The organism is Thiosulfatimonas sediminis, assembly GCF_011398355.1.
Lineage (GTDB): Bacteria > Pseudomonadota > Gammaproteobacteria > Thiomicrospirales > Thiomicrospiraceae > Thiomicrorhabdus > Thiomicrorhabdus sediminis_A.
This window is the reverse complement of record NZ_AP021889.1, coordinates 1287233-1307379: the sequence shown is the minus strand read 5'-3', so window position 1 is coordinate 1307379 and position 20147 is coordinate 1287233. Positions and strand designations below refer to the sequence as shown.

The window sequence follows — 20147 nt, the reverse complement described above, 5'->3', positions numbered from 1 at the left end:
TATGAATGGTTATCCCAAAATATTTCTCCCTGCGCTGCTCAGCGTTTTAGTATTACTATGGCTTTCTGGCATGCTATTACTGCCGTCATTTGCCTTGTTTCGTTTGGAATTGGACACCGACTGGCTCTATCAAGAATGGCTGATGCCAATATCTTCCGGCGATTACCGACATAGTTTAACCACATTCCACGCAATCACTGGCTGGCTAATGGTGTGGTTAATTGGTGCGCTTTTTACGATTCATTTACGTAATCACTGGCGGCGCAAGGAGAATCGTTACAGTGGACTGGTTTTTTCACTTACCTGGGCATTGCTGGCATTGAGCGCGCTGGGGATTTACTATTTTGGCGAGGCTATGTTCAACCTATGGAGTAGCTATGTGCATACATTTTTAGGGATAACACTGCCACTGTTTTTTTGGTGGCATCGGCATAAAGGCAGGCAAGCAGTCCAGTAATTGGCTAGGCAAAATTGTATGATCTTGTTTTGCATTCATTTGCATTCAGGCCAAGGCCATGTTCGCTCGAAAATGTTACTTTGATTAGGCTTTACTGTGCGACTTCTCGTATTCTTCTACAGAAAAGTCGCTAACAATTTGCTCACAGCGAGAAAGCTCTCATGGATGGGATTTTAGAAAGGTTTGACTACGACTAAAATTAAAATAATCGTTACCAAAACCAACGGAATCTCATTCGCCCAGCGATAGTAAACACCACTATGATCAAGATGGCCTTGTTGCATCTCCTTCATCCGGCGTTTCGTCCACAGGTGATAGACCAACATTAAAATCACAAACACGATTTTGGCGTGTAACCAGCCCATGCCTTCGGCAATCGGAAAATATTGCAACCACAGCCAGATGCCGGTGCCAACCGCCAACATCATCATAATGGTCATAAATTTATACAACTTCTCAGCCATAATCGCCAAACGGGTTACATCCTGCCCAGCTTCTTTGCCTTCGACAAAATGCACAAAAATTCTTGGCAGATAAAAAATCCCCGCCATCCAAGACATCATAAATAAAATATGAAAGGTTTTAAGCCATAACATCCTTGCTTCTCCGTGGGGTTTTGAATCGCTTGCGGAAATTCCGCATTGCGTTGTTGATGATGGAATCGGTATGATAACGGTTTACTTTATTTTATCGCAACGAAACTTGGAACAGATTATGCAAATTACTGAAAACGTAGTAGCCCTTTTTGAATACACCCTGAAAAACGCTGAAGGTGAAATCCTTGACGAATCTAATGGTCAACCACTGGCTTACCTACACGGTCACGGCAATATCATTGCAGGTTTAGAAAAACAGATGAAAGGCAAAAGCGTCGGCGATAAATTCACCGCGCAGGTTCCAGCCGAGGAAGGTTATGGGGTTCGCGTTGAGCAATTAGTACAAGAAGTGCCGATGGCAATGTTTCAAGGCGTTGACAATATTGAAGTTGGTATGCGTTTTGAAGCTCAATCTGAGCATGGCATGCATTCCGTCGAAGTGACCAAAGTTGACGGTGACAACATCACGGTAGATGGCAATCACCCACTGGCTGGCATTGATTTAACGTTTGATGTTGAAATCACAGGCATACGCGCGGCAACCGAAGATGAAGTTGCACACGGCCATGCGCACGGACCAGGCGGTCACCACCACCATTAATCAAATCATTCGCTTACCTTAAAAACCAAAAGCCGCAGTAGAATCATTTCTACTGCGGCTTTTTTGGCATTATTCGTATTAGAGAGACAGAATAAGTTTAAATGAGGACTTTTTCTGTGTCGAATTAGACGGTTAATTCAATTAATTGTCGCGCCATGCATTTGTATCACTGCGCATTCCACGCCAAGGCATAATCCACATTTGGTAGAGCGAAGAGAAAATCATTATGCTGGAAGCCAATGAATACCCAAAACCGCCGATTATTACAAAATAAGCGAAACCAGGATTCATTTTAGTTAACCACCACGCGGCCACATCAACAATCAAAAACGCAAACGGAATAAAGATTAACAATGCTTTAATCCATTTTTTAAAACCTACGGACAGTGAAAAAATGAGACCAATAAAGAAGAAGATGAAGGCGATGCCAAATAGATGAATATGCGAAATCCGTGTTAATGAACCGATTTCTGCACCGTGATCTACGGCAGCCACTTTCTGCATTTCTTCATATTTAGTCACATTCGGCAACGTAGGAATATGTGCGTGACACATCGCGCATTTTTGATCCACAATCGGCTGAATAGTACTTTGCCATTCCTCTTGTGAGGCGCCATTACGCGCCCATTTTATCATCGCCAGATTCTCTTCCGGGGTCGCTTTATCTTTCATCGAGCCATTTAACTTCGCTTCGAGTTTTGAGCCTTCTCGATTACCGTAATAACTGTAAACGATGTCATCCATTGATAAACCAAACTTACCGTCCGCCATACCATGCGTCAGCATAATTTGCCCGCCAGCCATCATCAACCCTAAACCGACAACTAAAAGATAACCGGTAAAAAGCGCTTTTACCGGCAGAGAAAGGCTTGGCAGATTCAGCCAAGAATGTTCTTTATTTTGCATCGTTACTCCTGTTTCAAACACATTGTTTGTCAACCATATCATGTAAAAATTACGCATTCAGATTGCGATTTTTTATCTTTTTTAATAAAAGGAGTATCTTGTAGGCTACCGGCTCAAAGCTCCAATAGATTTTTTAAGGGCAGGATAGAGGTAACTTTTAAAAGTCTTTTATTATATTAATTGCACTTATACATAAATATTATAGTAATTAATGACAAAAACATTTCAAACGCGTCATTCACTCTCCAGTAAATAATCTTCATAATCCAATTTGCCATTATCGACCACCACCTTAATCGCCAACAGCCCAACACCCGCTTGCGTGACACTGGTTTGGGTACCAGATAGCAATGGGTGCCAATTTGGTAAAGCTTGTCCGCGGTGCAAAATGCGGTATGCACAGGTATCCGGCAACCAATCAAACTCAGCGACCCGTTCTCGAGTTAGTTGGACACATGCCGGAACATTTATCGAACGATTCGCATAATCGGTACATTGTGCCGTTTTCGGATTGGAATAAGCGCAGACCACACGGGTGTACACAATTTCATCTGTGTCTTCATCTTGCAATTTGGTTAAACAACACAAACCGCAACCGTCACAGACGGCCTCCCACTCGGCATCATTCATTTCATCTAAGGTTTTGGTTTTCCAAAACTTTTCACTTAATGTTTGGCTTTGAAGCATGATTAAACTACCTTTATATTTGTCACTTAAAACAGCGCCACGGCTCAGACCATTCGTTGATTTGCTCCTGTACCACATCGTTCTGAAATAGCCCCCCTTGCGCGGGAGAATGAAGCAATCGGATCGTCTCTCCTCGCCATTTGAAATTCAACGCATAGGCATGAAGATAACCACGATCGAATTGTTTGGCTTGCTCACTTTCTTGATAACGAATGTCCCCACAAATCGGGCTGCCTAAACTTTTCATCACCACCCTTAGCTGATGCGTCTTTCCGGTATGAGGTTTTAGCAGAAAAAGCCGATAACTTGGAGCCGGACCTTCTATATCATCAAACTGTAGTGATTGACTAATAAATTGCGTAATACTTGGATTGTCCATGCTCTTTAACAATTTGAAAGAACCGCGTCTTGCAGAAGCTAAATCTCCTTTTACCCAACCCATCTTCTTTTTCGGCTTCTTATTAGCAATGGCAAGATAGTATTTGTCTATCAATCCTTGACGAAATTTGGCGTTGAATTCTTCGGCAACATCAGCATTTTTGGCCAGTATCAATAATCCCGAGGTCATTTTATCCAGCCGATGCACCGGCCATAATTTCGCAATGCCAAATTGCTGTTCACATATTGGGATGATGCCGCTGTTTAGATTATCTTGTTCGAAATGAAAACTAATGCCTGCCGGTTTATTGATGACAATAAAATCATCATCTTGATAAACCAACTCGATAGACGGCACTAAAACTTGGCTAGATTGAGACATTTAACTTTCTTAGATTGCAAATTTGCACAGAATTGTACCCTGTCGTACAGATAAAACGAATAAATTAGCGGCACAAAAAAAGCGCTGGCTAAAAGCGAGCGCCTAAAATTACATCCTTGTAATCAATTTTTTATTTTTTAGAATAAACCGCCTAGTAAATTACTGCCAATGTTGTCATTATTATCAACTGTTAAGGAGTCTGCTAGTGATAGAACTGCATTTGCTGCATCGTCTAATGTGTTCACAGCTCCTTCCACAACATCCGTTACATCACCGGTAAGGTTTTGAACCAAATCGTCGCCGGCAAATGACTCTAGTCCAGCAATCTGATTATCGAATGAATCGACACTTAGAAGTTCAGTTAGCAGATTTAAGTCTAGAAATTCCCCTCCTTCATTCATTGAACCTTCGATATTTGCATTTTCATTATTCCATGAGAACTCAATATCTTTATACTCTTCTGAAATTTGTCCAAGAACACTTTCAAATAATGCACCATCACTATTTGTTAAACTTTCAAACAAATCGCTAATCAATTCATTTTCAGCAAGAGAGTCTTGGATAATTTTCGTAACTGAATTATCAGTATCTTCAGTTAAGGTCAAATCTCCTGCCAAAATACCTGAAAGCCCTTCTATAATCTGACTAACTTGAGTTTGATTTTGAGTTAACATTAAAAGCGTAGTTGTCAGCGCTTCATTACTGGATAAGACTTGTTGAATTGACAGCTTGTAATCACCTTGTTCAGCAAACGACATAACACCGCCTTCATTCAATCCAGTGTCGATAATTCTAGTTAAAGTCTCTAAAACATGAACAATTGCTTCTTCTTGATTAACTGGCGCGATAAGCTCATTCGCATCAATAGCAGTTTCGATTTGATTAACCACTTCAGGGACTTGCTCACCAGCTGTCTCTAAATCCAAAGACGAACTCTGTGCATAGGCTCCATCTAAGAATGAAACATCAAAAGTCACATCGTCTTGGTCTGCCGAAGAATCCACATCGGCAGCATCTTCGCTAGCAGAACCTGTCAAATTCAGTGTAGGATCTACATCTTGTGCACCGTCAAGCGTTCCAAAAATATCGCCAATCAAGTTATTCACCGCCGTCGTTACGTCATCCACCGTTTCATCTAGAGTACCTGACAAATCGGTACCAAGAAGTTCGTCTACTGCTGTCGTTGCCCCAGCAACTACTTGGTCAACCGAACCTTCTTCACCAAGAAGATTATTTGTTGTCTCACCTAGATCTTGCGAACCATTCAATAGGTTATCTACATCCGTTGTGACGTTATCCAGAGGTTGAGCTACCGCTCCAGTTTCTGTTCCTAGTAGGTCGTCAACGACAACCGTCACACCTTCAACCACTTGGTCAACTGAACCTTCATCGTTGATTAGGTTTGAAACTGTTTGACCTAAATCTTGCGAACCATTCAGTAGGTTATCTACATCCGTTGTGACGTTATCCAGAGGTTGAGCTACCGCTCCAGTTTCTGTGCCTAGTAGGTCATCAACGACAATCGTCACACCCTCAACCACTTGGTCAACTGAACCGTCTTCATTGATTAAGTTTGAAACTGTTTGACCTAAATCTTGCGAACCATTCAGTAGATTATCTACATCCGTTGTGACGTTATCCAGCGGTTGAGCTAAAGCTTCAGTTTCTGTGCCTAGTAGGTCATCAACGACAACCGTCACACCTTCAACCACTTGGTCAACTGAACCTTCATCGTTGATTAGGTTTGAAACTGTTTGACCTAAATCTTGTGAACCATTTAGAAGATTATCTACGTCAGTGGTGACGTTATCCAGCGGTTGAGCTAAAGCTTCAGTTTCTGTGCCCAGTAGGTCGTCAACGACAACCGTCACACCTTCAACTACTTGATCTAAAGAACCTTCATCGTTGATTAGGTTTGAAACTGTTTGACCTAAATCTTGCGAACCATTCAGTAGATTATCTACATCCGTTGTGACGTTATCCAGAGGTTGAGCTAAAGCTTCAGTTTCTGTGCCTAGTAGGTCGTCAACGACAACCGTCACACCTTCAACTACTTGATCTAAAGAACCTTCATCGTTGATTAGGTTAGAAACTGTTTGACCTAAATCTTGCGAACCATTCAGTAGGTTGTCTACATCCGTTGTGACGTTATCCAGCGGTTGAGCTAAAGCTTCAGTTTCTGTGCCTAGTAGGTCATCAACGACAACCGTCACACCTTCAACTACTTGATCTAAAGAACCTTCATCGTTGATTAGGTTAGAAACTGTTTGACCTAAATCTTGTGAACCATTCAGTAGGTTATCTACATCGGTCGTGACGTTATCTAAAGGCTTATCTAGCGCACCTAGGTTTGTTCCTAGTAGGTCATCAACTACGTCAGTAACTCCATCAACCACTTGGTCAACTGAACCTTCATCGTTGATTAGGTTACCTAAATCAAGATTCAACTCTAGATTGCCATCAACATTTACTTGCGCGTTAAGCCCCAGCTCAACCGCACCACCCCCAAGCAAATCGTTAACCTGGTCAATTAAACCACCAACAATGCCCTCTACTTGTTCGATGAGTGAACCTGCCAAATCGTCAACAATACCGGTAACTTGATCAATAATTGCCGTAAGCTCGTCAGTTAAATCGCCAACCGTATCCAAAACCTGCTCAACAATATCGTTCAATTGATCCAACACGCTATTCACGATATCGGTGATACCAGTAAGAATGTCATTAATCAGATCGATTACCGAATCAACCAAATCTAAACCTGTTGTAATTAAGTCATCAATTATTTCGATTAAGCTGTCAACCAATTCATTAACCAGCTCAATAAGATCATCGACTAAGCCATTTGCCAAATCCGTTACGTCGTCAACGGTATTATCGTTTCCGGGAATAACGTCATCTACAACGTCTTTAACTATATTCTCAACGTCGGCAATAACAGAATCTCCTGAATTACCGCCGGATTCAGTCGAACTGGTATTATCTTGATTGTCATTATTATTACTCAATACACTGAGTAACTCTCCAAGTGCAGAATCCAATTGAACAACCAATGCATCTGCTTGAGTTGCTGTTGTATTAAACAACGTATCCACCAAGCCTTCGTAACCCAAACGATCAACCACGACACCACCTTGTACAGAACTCTCCTCTTCACCTGCTGCCGTTGCATCCAACTCCAGCAAACCATTACCGTTTAATACCGCTTTCTGCAATGCATCAATGGTGGTGATATCCTGAGTAACATCAATCGCTTTAACCGGGGTAAACAAATCCTCATTGAGGATTAGTGAACTTGCACGACCTAGAATCAGAGACTCTCCATTATTCAAAGCGACATTCACACTGCTTAAGCCATCGGTAACAATCTCTTCGCCCAGGTAAACAATACTGCCTTCAGTCAAAATACGTTCTTCACCTGTCGCTGGATTTTTCGCGACTACTTCACCAATTGCAGATTTAATAGTTCCAATAATGTTTGTCATGATTCCGCCTCCAGGCTGATTTAATTTCTTAATGTGAGGCAATATTAAAAAACTCCGCCAATGGAGGAAATTGTCTTTCAGCACCAGTAAATTTTTTATACTTATATGTAATTATTTTACTGTTAACAATCTTTATACAAACTAATACGTACTCAATAACACAATTTAAAGCCTAAGTAGTATATTTTTTGCACGTACATAAGCTTTACTACGGGTAACTTTTATTTACACAAGTAAGTAAAACCTCGCAGAAATGGATAACGAAAAAAAATTCAAAAAATTTTAAAAAATTTCATTTTTTTTAAACAGATCACGGACACAACCCTAAGGAGATAAAGAATAAGCCACCATTGACCTCGCGCGGAATGACGGTGACAGACATAACAAGGAAGTTGACTTTGCAAGCCAAGCCCGATGGGAATATAAAGAATTTAACTGCGCGATCTTGCTTGTTTTTTATCAGATTTTGATAGGACAAAACAGACCAACACACGCTGAACAGCTGAGAAGGCTTGGTCTGTTTGTTAAGGAAAGAATAACTGTATTTGCAGCTGGCTTTTGAAAACCGCTCTTAAGCTTAAAAAATTGCACTATTGACCAATAGAACAAACGTAAACATCAAATTCCATTTTTCCTTGAATAGGTTCGGTAACGGCAATAATACGATTTCCCTTCAGCCGAACGGCTTCATTTTTAGCCAACACCACTGAATCTTTTATCACGCTATCTTGCGAGCGTTCAATAAACCCTAATTTGGCCACAACAGTCGTATGTACCCTACCCAATTTATTGCAGGAGTACACCTCTGACAAAGTCACCAGTCGAACTTGCTCAGCGCCGTCTTGCGGCTGAACCAAACTGCAGCCAGACACACCCAAAAAAGTCAAGAAAAGCATCCATCGACCTAAATGATGACCGATTATAAAGGTACCTTTCAACATCCCCACACTCCTTTTTTGTTCATGGCGCAACAATCAATTATTCAGCATCCTTACATTTTTTGGCAGCTTGTTGGCTCGCCAACAGGGATTTTGAGTAATACGTTAAAGAAAGAATAATCAAGGTAACACCAATAATTAAATACAACGCATTGACCATCTGAGAAGTGTCATGCAGTGCAATTTTAAAGACCACCATTAACGCCTCAATCGACAATGCAATGATAATCGCTGTTAAAAATTTACTGAGCAGCTTAGCATCGTCAAGCTTGTCGGCATAGGCTTTAAAGAAAACCTCGCGCTCCATTAAAGTTTTCGCCAAATCAAATATCGCCAACCCCATGGTTAAGGCGATAATCGGCTTAAAAACCGCCTCCAAAGTGTAATCTGCCGGGTTGAGCAACTGCTTGATGTAATCGTAAAATGCATAACCAATCGACATCATTGAAAAAAACATCAACGAAATTCCCATCGCCAGATAAAAACCGTAGGTCACACGGTTAAAAATCGGATGACGCTCCAAAAAACCAAAACGAGTCAACAAGGTCAATAAATTAAAATCCAGAAAAATCACATGACCTTCATAATATTGCATCAAAGTGATACAAGGCTCACCTGTTGCCGAACTAATATAAGGGTCACTAATTGAAATATCACTGTCAGCTTCATGGACTCGGTCAACCAAATATCGACGATCGCGTCCTATCGCGCTCTGCATTTGACGGCGACGGGTGATATTCGGTGAAATCTGGACAAAATTACCATCGGTTACGTAAATCAACTCCAGACTCGGCAAAATGCCATAAAAGTTTTTTAACTGTTCAAAATCAGTGGCCAGATGATGGCCATTATTGTGTATCGTCTCGACCAAAAATTTTTCAATTTCCAGTTTGTGACTATCATAAATGTGAATATATTCTTGCATCACTGCATCCTTGCATTACCTAATTTTTCTTTTTTAAAGCAATAACCATAACAACTTAAAGATTCCCTTTAATAAGCATAAGCTTATTAATTATTTCAAGATAGAATCGTTTGTCTATGCACTCTCCTGCTGCATTTTTTGCACAAAAATGAGCAGCGCTAATGTCCTGACGGATTAAGGTCGACCCTAATACGCATTTCCGCTAGAATGACGCGGTCGCCCATTTTAACCAGAGGTAAACCATGTTAACGGCATTAATCATTCACCAAGTCAGCGTTATTCTGAGTATTCTCGGATTTTTTGCACGAGGTATTGGACATATTTTTGAGAAACCTTGGGTCAAACTCAAGCCGGTCAAAATTTTACCGCATATTATTGATACCGCACTTTTAGTTAGCGCACTGGTTTTGCTGATTATCGGCCCTTGGTCAATTAACGAAGGTTGGATTCAGATCAAAATTTTAGGGCTCGTGTTGTATATCGTTTTAGGTTTAATGGCGTTTCGATTTGCAAAAAACCGCATCCAAAAAGCCATCTATTGGCTGCTGGCACTGGTCGTCATCTTCTATGTTGTCGCGGTCGCCAAAACCCATTTAGCCATTCCATTTATGTAACACAAAAATAGCTGCGGAATGCTCGGCAGCTATTTTTAATAAACACAGAATAAGCCCAAATGGTCCCAATACCGCTAGCGGCTTATTTTGTGCGTTCATAATTCCAAAACAAGCTAGCGAGCTATTGATTTAACGGACACACTTCCGAACCAGACTGCTCGGCATAAACGCTTCGAATGTTCGCATCCGAACGCATTTGCTCAACCACACGATTATAATCAACAAAACTTACCTGCTCGGTAAACTTAATATGCACTCGACCAGTTGCATCAACAATATAAGACGCTTGCTGATCTAATTGATTATCAAAAATAATTAATGCCGTTGCAGCATCCGCAGCCTGCTGCACACCCATTTCCTGTTCCGTTAACGATTGATACAACGGGTTTTGCGAACAAGCCCCCAAAGCCACTACGCCAATAAGAACGAAAATTATCGCAATTTGATGCTTTAACCCATCACGCTTTAAAAACATCATAACTCCTCATATAAAACCCTGACATACAGCAAAAAACATTCACTAAATGCACTATTCCAATTCTGGTTGATAAACAACAATCGTTTGCTCGCCCCTTTGCTTGGCTTTCAATAAAGCAATTTCCGCTTTGCCAATCATCGCGTCTGGGGTCAGCTCTTGTTCTGGTTCATGGTAGAAAAACACCCCAATATTCGCACTCACCTGCAGTTCATGTTCGTTAAACTGACAAGGCTTACTGCTGTCTTCTAGTAGGCGTTTAGCGATATACATAATATCTTTCGAGTTGGCATAACTTTCAATTAAAACCACAAACTCATCACAACCAATCCGACCTAAGGTGTCAACCTTACGTAATGCGGTGCTGTAACGCTGGCCAATTACCTGTAATAGAAAGTCCCCAGCCGGCTCACCATATTGCTGATTAATATTGTTTAAATCGTGTAAATCAATCAGCAGTAATGCCAAATCACGCTTATTTCGTTTTTGTCGCTCCAATGCTTGCTGCATACGGTCAAGAACCAAATTCCGGTTTGGCAACCCCGTTAGGCTATCGGCTTGCACTCCGCCTTCAAGTTGTTGCACCAATTGTTGCAATGCTTGCTGCATCCGTTGTTGTTGCAACAAACACCCAAAATGCTGTGCCAACAATTCCACGGAATATAAATCCTCTTTTTCAAAGGATTGCTCTGCATGGTTAAACAATACGATCAGCAAGACACACCGCGCATCATCCATAATCGATACTGCCAATAGCTGATTAAGGTCCAACTCTTTTGCAACCCCTGCAAAAGCACTAACACCCGTTGCCGCCGTTAAGATGATTCGCTGTGAGTCGAAACCACTCTCTTGTAAGCAGTTAACATCGAGCGAATCAGGTAAATTAACGTCCGCTTCGCTGGACAAATTAGCCGCCAATTGCAACGACTGAGCGGCCTTTGAAAATAGATACACTCCGCCCACCTCGTTTTTAATTAAGGTTTGTAGGAGTTCTAAAATTTTGTGTGCGCAGGCCAACTCGCCCTCTTGCCGAATCAACTCAGGCAGTTCCAAAATAAAATCATCACGCACTTGGTCTTTTTGTAAACGATGCTTTTGCAACACGAGCTGGTGAATATCCTGTACAACCCCACTGATTTGCAAAGGGTGCCCATGCTTATCTCGCTGCAACACTTGGCCAGATAACTGAACCCACTTAAAACCCTGCGCTTGTGTTTTTACCCGAAATTCAAGCTGCAACGTATCACTCTCGCCATGAATAATGCCATCCATCGCCTGGGATATCTGCACAACATCTTCTGGATGCACCAAGCGAATGCCTTTACGATAGCTAAAAGGCTGCAGTTCAAAGATACTAAAGCCGAGAAACTTACTCCAATTATGATTAATCAGCAACGTATCACTCTCGACTGTCCAGCGCCAAGTCATCGCTTGTGCGGCGTTCAACAAATCAAGATAAAGGTGTTTTGCTTGCTGATTTTTACGCAGTAAATAGCCCAACCACAAGGCGATGCCGAGCAAACCAACAACAATTAAAATCACAAAAAATAAAGACAGTGCAGGCATACAAAATAAAATCCTAGGCTTTTTCAAAAACAATTAAGAAGAGACAGTACAAGTCAAAATGGCTTCAGGCAGAGAAGAATTTGCCTGTGCAAGGCAGCGGTTTGCCCTGCTATCTAAATTTGACAAAAACAGGCAACATCGTCATTACGCCTCTCATCCATGGCGATGGTTATGCATTTTGAGGCAAACTTATGGTTGCGTCTTGCCATCGCGCACTGAAGTCAATGGAAACTTGTTCTGTGTCTTCTTAAAAAAATAATAGTATCAGCAGCGCCACACTAAGGGATGAAATAGCCACTCAAAATTCAAGACTAATGAGCGATTATCCATTAAAAATTACTTTTAACTAAGTTTTTGCCAGTCCGTTATCCGATGGTAAATATGCTAAGATGCGCGTTTTACAGATTCTAAAATCAATCAAGGGATAAAAATGTCTACAATTTATACCTCTACCGCTGATATCGTCAGTTACGGACTAGGTCGTCAAATGGGCGAGCAACTTGCCGGCGATCCGTTTGATGGGATGAACGCCAACGCCGTTGCTCAAGGCGTAATCGATGCAATTGGCGGTAAAGCCAGCCCGGTTACTCAAGAACAATTCGTTAAAGCTTTCCATGAAATTAACGAAATCATGCAAGCCAAACAAGCTGAAAAAACCAAAGCGGCTGCAGCGGATGGTGAGAAGTTTCTTGCTGAAAATGCTAAACGTGCAGAAGTGGTTGTGCTGGAATCTGGTCTACAGTACGAAATTTTAACGCAGGGTAAAGGCGCAAAACCAACAGCAGAATCGGTAATTCAAGCGCATTATCACGGAACCTTAGTCGACGGCACCGTGTTTGATAGTTCAATTGAACGAGGTCAACCGGCCTCTTTCCCTGTGAACCGTGTGATTGCCGGCTGGACTGAAGCGCTACAACTGATGCCGCAAGGCTCTAAATGGCGCCTATTTATTCCGCAAAATTTAGCCTATGGGGCACAAGGGTCTGGTAATAAAATTGCCCCCTATTCAGCGTTGATTTTTGATGTTGAATTACTGGCAATCGAACGCTAACTTAACCATCTAAAATGCCCAATCGCTTTAATAGACTCAAAATAGGCCTAACGAAGGCATAATATGGGTCTGTTTAACACAAGCATTGGGCATTTTTTGACTCAACGCAAAATGCAATTTTTCGCGTATTCGCTAGCTTCGTTAGCCGTCCAGTCGCCTTTCGATTTTTGCTCCATATCCTTACACCACGCTTGAGATCCCACCTCGGCAGAACACCCGCTTAACATTAAAAATGCGACAACCGCTACGCCATAAAATACTTTCATTCTAAATTTCCTTATTATTTATTTTTGGTAAACAGCATTAACAGCAGCATGACGACAAGCAATGCAAAATATAAAAACAACGAAAAATCAAATTGCATTGGCATGATAGATTGCTCCTAGTAGATGTTAATTAGTAGAACATTCAAAGCCCAAAATGGCAAAAAAAAGCCTGCAACTAGCAGGCTTTTTTTGTGGCAACTGGCGTAAATTAATCAGGCCATCTACGGTTACTTGACTTTAGATACGTCACAACAGCTTCTTGCGCTTCTTTCTCAGGCACAGCAGGCTTGGATGCAGGCGCTTTAACCGGTGCTGCAGTCTTGGCCGGAGTTTTAACCGTCGGCTTCGCTGGCGCAGTGGTTTTTTTGGTAGCCGCCGTTTTGCGAGCTGGCGTTTTACGCGCCGCTGGTTTGGCCGGCGTTTCTGCTGCAGCAGATGGTGCCGCATCAGATTCAACGGCCGTTTGATTTTTTATTTCGGCAGGCGCATCGCTCTCTTGTCCGGATTTCGCACGGCGCAAACTTTCTGCTAATTTAGAACCTGTGGTCGTATTGCTCATAATATCTCCTCGATTATCTCATCTATTTCTTTAGCGGCCGCTTCACCACGCTTGCCCATGCAATACACACTCACCCCCTCAACGGCGGCGTTGCGATAAATCGCTCGACGACGGACACTGCTACGTAAAGTCGGAATATTAAATTCCTGCAAGGCTTCAGCCATTGCACTAGACAAAGCGCTGCGCGGCTCAAGCTGATTAATTACTATATAAGGTTTTAATTTACGATTGCGAATTTTTGCGTGCTCGATTGCATCGGTTAAACGAATACTGGCCCACAAATCGACTGGCGAAGGTAGCACCGGAATTAAAATATCATCGGAAACTTGCATCGCAAGTGCCATATTACTGTTTTCCAAGGTTGGCGGACAATCAATGACAATAAAATCATAATCTTTTGCAAAACGCTCAGCTTCGCGCGCCAGGTTGCCGCCAACAGCAATCACGGAAACCGGAAACGGTTTATTGTCGGCGGACAGACTACACCATTGTCCAGCAGACCCCTGTGGATCTGCGTCAATGACTAATACTCGCCCGCGCAGTGCAAGCCCGGCCGCGAAGTTCATACTCAACGTGGTTTTTCCGGTTCCACCTTTTTGGTTCGCAATTGAAAAAATTCGTGCAGACATAGATTGAATCCCAATTTCCAAATTCTGATTGAGCCAAAACCACCGTTACAAGCGACATCGGCGTATAAAATAAAATACGAACTATTATACAGACGCATAAAGACATGAGTTAAGAAAAGACAAAGCGCGCTCTGCCGAAACAGAGATTTATTAACGGGCAACTCTCAGGCTATACTGAAGCCTTTAATGGATTAAATGGACTACTATCGCCATGCTTCGCTTATTCGTTTTACTTCTAACCCTATCCTTTTTAACAGCCTGCAGCACCCGACAAGAAGGCGCTTATTTCAAGGGCTCTACCGAGCAACGATTAGTAACTTATAGCATTGATAAAATGATGCAAACGATCACCCCGCAAGACATGAGCGTGCTTAGCGACCAAAAAGTTTTTATCAAAAGCCATTTTGTTATTGATAACCAAATCGTTAAATACGCCCATCAGCGCCTGCAAATTGAATTAGCTGAACGCTTTCAGGTGCGCTTAATGAACAGTGCTGATCAAGCTGATTACCGCTTAGATATGTTTTATACGTCGCTCGGTACGGATCGCGACTCGACGGGTATATCCGTACCGATTGTGAATTTGAGTGACCCAGAACAAAGTGCGATCGTCAATATTTTAGCCGTAGATATGTATCACGGCATTGCCGAAGGCAATTTCTACCTAACCGATTTACGCAACGGCAAAGTGTTGCAAAAAGGGAAAATCCATTCGCGTGTCAGAAGCGATAAGTTCTCAACACCGTTTTTCAGTTTCCCTATTTCAAATATCGACGACTAACATCCATCATCACTGCGCTGGGCACACGACTTTACAAAAACGTCATTATCTCGCTTGCCGGAAAACGAGATTTTGGCAAGTCGGCATTAAAGTCGTCTGCAGCATGATAGCCCAATGCCACCAGCGCAACGGCAGTTAAGCCTTTTTCCGGCAAAGCAAACTCAGCCTCTAACTGAGTCAAATCAACGCCTTCAATCGGCACTGCATCGATTCCCAAGCTGGCCGCTCCCAACAGTACTGTACCCAAATTCAGATAGACCTGTTTTTGTAACCACGCTGGCGTATCTTGCAGAGTAACCCGATGTAAATCTGCATAAAAAGAGCGTACTTGCAACGCCATGGCTTTTGCTTCGGGCGTAGCAAACCGTCCATCTTGCTCCTCTTGGTCACAGATTTTCTGCAGATATACCTGGTCGATCTCATTCTTAGCACAAAATAAAATAACGTGCGAAGCATCAAGAATTTTTGCTTCATTAGCCGCATAAGGAGGTTGAGTTGCTAGGCTTAAACGCTGTTTAGCGGCACGATTATCGGCAATAAAAAAATGCCAAGGTTGTGAATTAACCGATGATGGACTGAACCTTAACAAGCCCTTTATTTGTGCAAAGTCTTGGTCAGAGATACGCTTGTTAGGGTTAAATTTTTTGGTCGCGTAACGCGACTGAGCGATTTCAAGAATGTTCATAACACCTCCAAGGTGACGATTCGAATGCGGCTTATGATAAACAATCTAACCGGCTTAAAAAAGCCAACTGCAGGCCTCTTATTCCGTATTTCCCTAAGACTTGTGCTTCGCCAGCCATTTATCCAACTGATTCGCAAAGGCTTGGCGGTCTTTTTGATTTAACGCATCCGGCCCGCCGGTTTGTATCCCACTGGAACGCAGTGTTTCCATAAAATCGCGCATATTCAAACGCTGTCGGATATTGCTCTCGGTATAGAGTTCACCACGCGGATTCAGTGCCAAAGTCCCTTTTGCGACCACTTCCGCTGCCAGAGGAATATCCGCAGTCACCACCAAATCATCAGCAATACAATGCTGTACAATCCAATTATCCGCTACATCAAACCCCGCCCCCACTTGACGGAACTGAATGTTTTTGGCATTCGGAATGCGCATAAAATGGTTGGCGACCAAAACCAATGGCATTTCAGTGCGCTGCGCCGCTTTAAATAAAATCTCTTTGATTACCACCGGACACGCGTCCGCATCAACCCAAATCGTGTGCATAATTTTTCTCACTTTTTGCTGCCAACGAACACCCTAATTGATGCAACGCGAGCAATAAAAAAGGCAGTCAATCGAAACTGACTGCCTTACTTATGGAGACACAGACAAAGTTCTGATTGACTTCAGCAAGGTGCCCGCCGTTATTATCAAAAATTGACATGACCGCGAACAAACACCCTTGCTCAACCAAATTGCTCTGTGCCTCTTATTCGCTTAAGCGCGCTACAATTCAGTTTTCAAGTGTTTGTAAATACGACTCGTAGTCGCCGCGATAATCTTCGATGCCCTTATCCGTCATCGCTAATAGACGGGTTGCAATCGAAGAAACAAACTCACGGTCGTGAGAGACGAAAATCACCGTCCCAGGATAGTTTTCCAAAGCGATATTCAGCGACTCAATCGATTCCATATCCAAATGGTTCGTCGGCTCATCCATGATCAAGACGTTGGGTTTTTGCAGCATCAATTTACCAAACAACATGCGCCCTTGCTCACCACCAGATAGCACCTTAACCGATTTACCTAGCTCTTTTTGTGAGAACAGTAAACGTCCAAGAATACTACGAATTGTCTGCTCATCATCACTTGGCTGCTTCCACTGACTCATCCAATCCAACAGATTCATATCTTCGGCAAAATCCGCGGCATGATCCTGTGCGTAATAGCCAATCTGGGTATTTTCCGACCATTTAACCACACCGGAAGTCAAGTCAGTGTCGCCCACTAAACACTTCAGCAGAGTGGTTTTCCCGATACCGTTACCACCGATAATCGCCAGACGCTCTTCTGCTTCTAACATGATACTGAAGTTTTTAATCACCGGATTATCACCGTCTTCATCGTGATAAGTCTTGCTTAACTTTTCAACTTCCAATGCCAAACGGAACAGCTTTTTATCTTGATCAAAACGAATAAACGGATTGACACGACTGGACGGTTTCACCTCGGTCAACTCAATTTTATCAATCAACTTCGCACGCGATGTCGCCTGTTTGGCTTTCGATGCGTTGGCAGAGAAGCGGCTCACAAAAGTTTTTAATTCGTTGATTTGCGCTTGTTTTTTAGCATTGTCAGACAACAGGCGATCCCGCGCTTGGGTGGCCGCAACCATATACTCATCGTAATTACCCGGATAGATTCGCAACTCACCATAATCCAAATCAGCCATGTGGGTACAAACAGAGTTTAAGAAGTGACGATCGTGAGAGATGATAATCATCGTGCTCTTACGTTCATTCAATACCGTTTCCAACCAGCGAATGGTGTCGATGTCCAAGTTGTTCGTCGGCTCGTCAAGCAACAGAATATCCGGATCCGCAAACAACGCCTGTGCCAAAAGCACACGTAATTTCCAACCCGGCGCCACTTCGCTCATAGGGCCATAATGCTGTTCAACTGGAATACCCACACCAATTAATAACTCACCGGCGCGCGATTCGGCGGTGTAACCATCCATTTCAGCAAAACGCACTTCCAACTCGGCGACCTGCATTCCATCATCTTCCGACATTTCCGGCAAGCCATAAATACGATCACGCTCGCGCTTCACTTCCCATAAATCGACGTCGCCCATAATCACCGTGTCAACAACCGAAAAAGCCTCGTAAGCAAATTGATCCTGCTTTAACTTACCCAGTTTTTCATTCGGATCTAAGCTAACGGTGCCGCTGGTCTGCTCTAAATCACCACCCAAAATTTTCATTAGCGTGGATTTTCCACAACCGTTCGCGCCAATCAAACCGTAGCGATTGCCATCGCCAAACTTTACGGAAATATCTTCAAATAACGGCTTTTCGCCAAACTGCATGGTAATATTTGCGGTCGATAACACCTTAAAATCCTTTAAAAAATCTGAATGTATTTGAATGGGCGCTATTGTGGCATATTTTGTCCAAAAATTTGCGATTAGTCTCAGCGTTTCCTGAGAAAAACCCCAATAAATCCAACGGGATTTATAAAACTAATCACAGAACATTCATACGATTTTTGCAAAATTGAACTGCAAATCTGAACGACTCGAACGGATTACTTGCTAACCGGCTCATCAATCTCAATTAATACCCCTTAATCTTTGCGAATCGGCTATTCTACGCACATTCCTTTTTTTCGCGTGAGCGACCCAACCTAAGGTTTCTATGAAATTTACCGAACTTGGCTTAAATGCCCATATTCTAAAAGCCGTTGCAGACAGCGGTTACAGCACTCCGACGCCGATTCAAGCACAAGCGATCCCCGCAATTTTAGCAGGGCATGATGTTATGGCAGCTGCGCAAACCGGTACCGGCAAAACGGCGGGCTTTACGCTACCGCTTCTGGAAAACCTCTCGAAAGGTCGCCAAGCAAAAGCCAACCAAGCACGCGCGTTGATTTTAACTCCAACCCGAGAACTGGCACTGCAAGTAAGTGAAAGTGTCGAAACCTACGGCAAAGAACTACGATTAAGTTCCAGCGTGGTATACGGTGGCGTCAAAATCAATCCACAAATGCTGCGTATGCGTAAAGGCGTCGACATCTTAGTCGCGACACCGGGACGTTTACTGGATTTATATCAACAAAATGCGGTGCGTTTTGATGAACTGGAAGTATTAATCCTCGATGAAGCCGACCGAATGCTGGATATGGGTTTTATCCGCGACATTAAAAAGATTTTGACGTTGCTACCGGCAAAACGCCAAAACCTTCTTTTCTCAGCAACCTTCTCAGATGACATCCGCGCCTTAGCAAAAGGGTTGGTGCATAATCCGGTAGAAATTTCAGTTACCCCTGAAAACTCAACCGCAGACACGGTCAAACAAAAAATTTATCCTGTTGATAAAGCCCAGAAAACCAATCTACTGATTAAGTTAATTCAAGACCACGCATGGTATCAAGTTTTAGTCTTTACCCGAACCAAACACGGGGCTAACCGTCTGGCGACTCAATTAGAAAAACATAAAATTCGTGCCGCAGCAATTCACGGTAACAAAAGCCAAAATGCACGAGTACGCGCCTTAACCGACTTTAAAGAAAACAAGTTGCAAGTCTTGGTCGCCACCGACATTGCCGCACGTGGTATTGATATTGATCTACTGCCACACGTGGTTAACTTTGATTTACCGCACGTCTCTGAAGACTATGTACACCGTATCGGGCGTACTGGTCGCGCCGGTGCGAATGGTGAAGCGATCTCTTTGGTCTGTGCAGAAGAACACGAAGAATTAGTCGGTATCGAAAATCTGATTAACCAAATTCTGCCGCGCGAGATGGTGCCAGGATTCGAACCCTCACAACCACTCGGCGAATCCAAACTGGGCTTAAAGAAAAGAAAACCGAAAAAACCGAAGAAAGCCAAAGAGTGGAGTGATAAAGCCCCACCAGGAAGAAGCGCTCCACGTTCAGGGAAATCCAACGCTGGCTCTGATGCGCCTAAGCCGGCACGCAGAAAACCGCGAAACAATCCTAATCGCCCAGCAAATGGTGGCAGAAACAGTGCCCCACGCCGCAATACTCCAAAAGAGAGTTAATCGATAAAACGCTGGGCTTTTTATCAAGGTTTACGAGTCCATTTGATTTATAATTGCGTCAAAAATTTACTGATGCTTTGGTCGTCATGCGACCAACGCTTTTGATACAAGGAATAA

21 protein-coding genes are annotated in these 20147 nt (G+C 42.9%); 6 read left to right on the top strand and 15 right to left on the bottom strand.

Going from position 1 to position 20147, the window contains the following annotated elements; all coding sequences use genetic code 11:
- Nucleotide 1 precedes the first annotated feature (1 nt).
- Nucleotides 2-457 carry a hypothetical protein gene (locus HRR27_RS05995; protein WP_173271865.1) on the top strand — a complete coding sequence of 152 codons (456 nt, stop codon included), beginning with the start codon at nt 2-4 and terminating at the stop codon, nt 455-457.
- 173 nt (nt 458-630) lie between these two features.
- Here the strand turns inward: HRR27_RS05995 and HRR27_RS05990 are convergent, their stop codons facing one another.
- A complete protein-coding gene (locus tag HRR27_RS05990; RefSeq protein ID WP_173271863.1) occupies nt 631-1053 on the bottom strand; it encodes a CopD family protein in 423 nt (140 codons plus the stop codon).
- Between the two features lie 70 nt (nt 1054-1123).
- Here HRR27_RS05990 and HRR27_RS05985 point away from each other — a divergent pair, with 70 nt between their 5' ends.
- Entirely contained in the window at nt 1124-1654 is a 531-nt protein-coding gene (locus HRR27_RS05985; RefSeq protein WP_481924042.1) for an FKBP-type peptidyl-prolyl cis-trans isomerase, read from the top strand.
- 141 nt (nt 1655-1795) lie between these two features.
- Here the strand turns inward: HRR27_RS05985 and HRR27_RS05980 are convergent, their stop codons facing one another.
- The 6 genes from HRR27_RS05980 to HRR27_RS05955 form a co-directional block, all read right to left on the bottom strand.
- A complete protein-coding gene (locus tag HRR27_RS05980; RefSeq protein ID WP_173271861.1) occupies nt 1796-2560 on the bottom strand; it encodes an elongation factor-1 alpha in 765 nt (254 codons plus the stop codon).
- Nucleotides 2561-2794: 234 nt separating this feature from the next.
- On the bottom strand, nt 2795-3247 hold the full coding sequence (locus HRR27_RS05975) for a YcgN family cysteine cluster protein (RefSeq protein ID WP_173271859.1): 453 nt from the start codon (nt 3245-3247) through the stop codon (nt 2795-2797).
- Between the two features lie 22 nt (nt 3248-3269).
- Nucleotides 3270-4007 carry a TIGR01621 family pseudouridine synthase gene (locus HRR27_RS05970; protein WP_173271857.1) on the bottom strand — a complete coding sequence of 246 codons (738 nt, stop codon included), beginning with the start codon at nt 4005-4007 and terminating at the stop codon, nt 3270-3272.
- 137 nt (nt 4008-4144) lie between these two features.
- Nucleotides 4145-7492 (bottom strand): retention module-containing protein, encoded by a 3348-nt coding sequence (locus HRR27_RS05965; RefSeq protein ID WP_173271855.1) that lies wholly within the window; start codon nt 7490-7492, stop codon nt 4145-4147.
- A gap of 590 nt (nt 7493-8082) precedes the next feature.
- Complete coding sequence (locus HRR27_RS05960) at nt 8083-8433, bottom strand: DUF4156 domain-containing protein (RefSeq protein ID WP_173271853.1); 351 nt, start codon at nt 8431-8433, stop codon at nt 8083-8085.
- A 37-nt stretch (nt 8434-8470) separates the two neighbouring features.
- Nucleotides 8471-9355, bottom strand: coding sequence for a PDC sensor domain-containing protein (locus HRR27_RS05955; RefSeq protein ID WP_173271851.1), 885 nt, complete (start codon nt 9353-9355; stop codon nt 8471-8473).
- A gap of 242 nt (nt 9356-9597) precedes the next feature.
- Between HRR27_RS05955 and HRR27_RS05950 the strand changes: the two genes are divergently transcribed.
- The gene (locus HRR27_RS05950) at nt 9598-9969 is read left to right on the top strand and encodes a SirB2 family protein (protein ID WP_173271849.1); all 372 of its coding nucleotides are present in this window, start codon (nt 9598-9600) and stop codon (nt 9967-9969) included.
- 121 nt (nt 9970-10090) lie between these two features.
- Here HRR27_RS05950 and HRR27_RS05945 read toward each other — a convergent pair whose 3' ends face one another.
- The gene (locus HRR27_RS05945; protein ID WP_173271847.1) at nt 10091-10447 is read right to left on the bottom strand and encodes a hypothetical protein; all 357 of its coding nucleotides are present in this window, start codon (nt 10445-10447) and stop codon (nt 10091-10093) included.
- Between the two features lie 51 nt (nt 10448-10498).
- The gene (locus HRR27_RS05940) at nt 10499-12010 is read right to left on the bottom strand and encodes a sensor domain-containing diguanylate cyclase (protein ID WP_173271845.1); all 1512 of its coding nucleotides are present in this window, start codon (nt 12008-12010) and stop codon (nt 10499-10501) included.
- A 430-nt stretch (nt 12011-12440) separates the two neighbouring features.
- On the opposite strand from HRR27_RS05940, the gene bamJ reads away from it, so the two are divergent.
- A complete protein-coding gene (gene bamJ, locus HRR27_RS05935; protein ID WP_173271836.1) occupies nt 12441-13061 on the top strand; it encodes a BamJ family beta-barrel-assembly machinery protein in 621 nt (206 codons plus the stop codon).
- Between the two features lie 101 nt (nt 13062-13162).
- Here the strand turns inward: bamJ and HRR27_RS05930 are convergent, their stop codons facing one another.
- The 3 genes from HRR27_RS05930 to parA form a co-directional block, all read right to left on the bottom strand.
- Complete coding sequence (locus HRR27_RS05930; protein WP_173271834.1) at nt 13163-13327, bottom strand: DUF3012 domain-containing protein; 165 nt, start codon at nt 13325-13327, stop codon at nt 13163-13165.
- A gap of 208 nt (nt 13328-13535) precedes the next feature.
- Nucleotides 13536-13886: a hypothetical protein gene (locus HRR27_RS05925; RefSeq protein ID WP_173271832.1), complete on the bottom strand. Its 351-nt coding sequence runs from the start codon at nt 13884-13886 to the stop codon at nt 13536-13538.
- On the bottom strand, nt 13883-14515 hold the full coding sequence (parA, locus tag HRR27_RS05920) for a ParA family partition ATPase (protein ID WP_173271830.1): 633 nt from the start codon (nt 14513-14515) through the stop codon (nt 13883-13885). The genes HRR27_RS05925 and parA overlap by 4 nt, the downstream gene beginning before the upstream one ends.
- Before the next feature lie 334 nt (nt 14516-14849).
- On the opposite strand from parA, the gene HRR27_RS05915 reads away from it, so the two are divergent.
- The gene (locus HRR27_RS05915; protein WP_197905437.1) at nt 14850-15296 is read left to right on the top strand and encodes a hypothetical protein; all 447 of its coding nucleotides are present in this window, start codon (nt 14850-14852) and stop codon (nt 15294-15296) included.
- A gap of 31 nt (nt 15297-15327) precedes the next feature.
- Here HRR27_RS05915 and nfsB read toward each other — a convergent pair whose 3' ends face one another.
- The 3 genes from nfsB to HRR27_RS05900 all read right to left on the bottom strand — a co-directional run bounded on the left by nfsB (nt 15328) and on the right by HRR27_RS05900 (nt 18358).
- Nucleotides 15328-15981 (bottom strand): oxygen-insensitive NAD(P)H nitroreductase, encoded by a 654-nt coding sequence (gene nfsB, locus HRR27_RS05910; RefSeq protein WP_173271826.1) that lies wholly within the window; start codon nt 15979-15981, stop codon nt 15328-15330.
- Between the two features lie 93 nt (nt 15982-16074).
- Nucleotides 16075-16527: a YaiI/YqxD family protein gene (locus tag HRR27_RS05905; RefSeq protein ID WP_173271824.1), complete on the bottom strand. Its 453-nt coding sequence runs from the start codon at nt 16525-16527 to the stop codon at nt 16075-16077.
- A 229-nt stretch (nt 16528-16756) separates the two neighbouring features.
- Nucleotides 16757-18358: an ABC-F family ATPase gene (locus HRR27_RS05900; protein WP_173271822.1), complete on the bottom strand. Its 1602-nt coding sequence runs from the start codon at nt 18356-18358 to the stop codon at nt 16757-16759.
- Between the two features lie 304 nt (nt 18359-18662).
- Between HRR27_RS05900 and HRR27_RS05895 the strand changes: the two genes are divergently transcribed.
- Complete coding sequence (locus tag HRR27_RS05895; RefSeq protein WP_173271820.1) at nt 18663-20030, top strand: DEAD/DEAH box helicase; 1368 nt, start codon at nt 18663-18665, stop codon at nt 20028-20030.
- Nucleotides 20031-20147: the final 117 nt, after the last annotated feature.